We start from the raw sequence: 1,074 nt of genomic DNA, 5'->3' as shown, positions 1-1,074 counted from the left end.
CCTGGCTCGAGCACTACAACACTGGACGACGCCACTCAGCCCTCGGAGGCAACCCCCCGATCAGCCGACTGCAACCAACGTCCTGACCCCGTACAGCTAGCGCGTGTGCCCGGTTTTTCCGGCTCAGCGCCCCGCAGTGCCCGAACTGCCGCCACGGGCGCTGTGAGGGCCGCTTCCACGCGACAGGCTCCGTCCTGGCGGGCTTCGCCGAGAGGTTGCCCCGCCTCGTCTTCGTAGTCAACTTCGAAGTAATCGAAGAGCGCTTGGTTGAGGCTTCGCTTAGTGGTGTCGTTACCTCGCTCGTAGAGCTTGGCAGCATGCTCAAGCGCGTTGAGGACAGTATCGAGGCGTTCGAGCATTTGGAGCCGGTCGTTCTCGGCCGATAGCAACAACGATCGAGCATCTGAGATCTCGCGCTGGACTTCCGTCTGTCGGGCTCTGATGTCGTCAGCAGACAAAGCGTCGTCAAGATAGGCGTCGATCAGCTTCTGCTTCTTCCGCGCCAGTACCTCAAGTCGTTTGCTCTGCTGCGCGAGGAGTGCCTTGCTGGAATCGAGGTACTCGTCGATCGCGGCGATCGCGGCCAGTCTGGTCTGGGCGAGATCTTCCGTGCTGAGCCATCCTTTGGCGTACCACTCCTGCAAGACGGCATCCTCGAGCTTCTCGACACTGATGTATGGCAGGTCGCAACTCGTTCGACCGGTGTGACGCCCGAGGCAGAAGAAGTACTCGTACTCGCCACCCCGTCCGCGACTCTTCCCGTAGCCCATGCGCCCGCCGCATCGCTTGCAGCGCAGGCTGCCCTTGAGGGGATGGTTCATCTTCCACGCGCGGTCTCCAGCGATCCGACGCCCCGCGAGTAGGTCTTGGCAGTGGAACCAGGTCTTCTCATCGATCAGCGCTTCATGTGCGCCGTCGAGAATCACGCCTTGGTACGTGATCTTGCCGATGTAGTAAGGATTCTTGAGGAGTCGATGAAGGTGACGTCCCGGGTGGTGGTGGAGTTTTCGGCGGAGTCGTTGGTGTCGTTGACGCTGGCGAGCCATCGTGCGTGGTCAAGATGAGTACCGATCA

The 1,074-nt window shown here is 61.1% G+C and carries 1 protein-coding gene and 1 pseudogene; one reads left to right on the top strand and one right to left on the bottom strand.

Going from position 1 to position 1,074, the window contains the following annotated elements:
• Positions 1–86: integrase core domain-containing protein (locus tag AB0O93_RS16170; protein WP_363342981.1), on the top strand; the 86-nt coding region annotated here is incomplete at its 5' end.
• Positions 87–644: 558 nt separating this feature from the next.
• Here the strand turns inward: AB0O93_RS16170 and AB0O93_RS16165 are convergent.
• Positions 645–1,046: pseudogene (locus tag AB0O93_RS16165) on the bottom strand (recombinase zinc beta ribbon domain-containing protein); the annotation flags it as partial.
• Positions 1,047–1,074: the final 28 nt, after the last annotated feature.

The organism is Microbacterium sp. NPDC077184, assembly GCF_040687055.1.
Lineage (GTDB): Bacteria > Actinomycetota > Actinomycetes > Actinomycetales > Microbacteriaceae > Microbacterium.
Note: the sequence above shows the minus strand (reverse complement) of the source record. Positions and strands in the feature narration are given on the sequence as shown.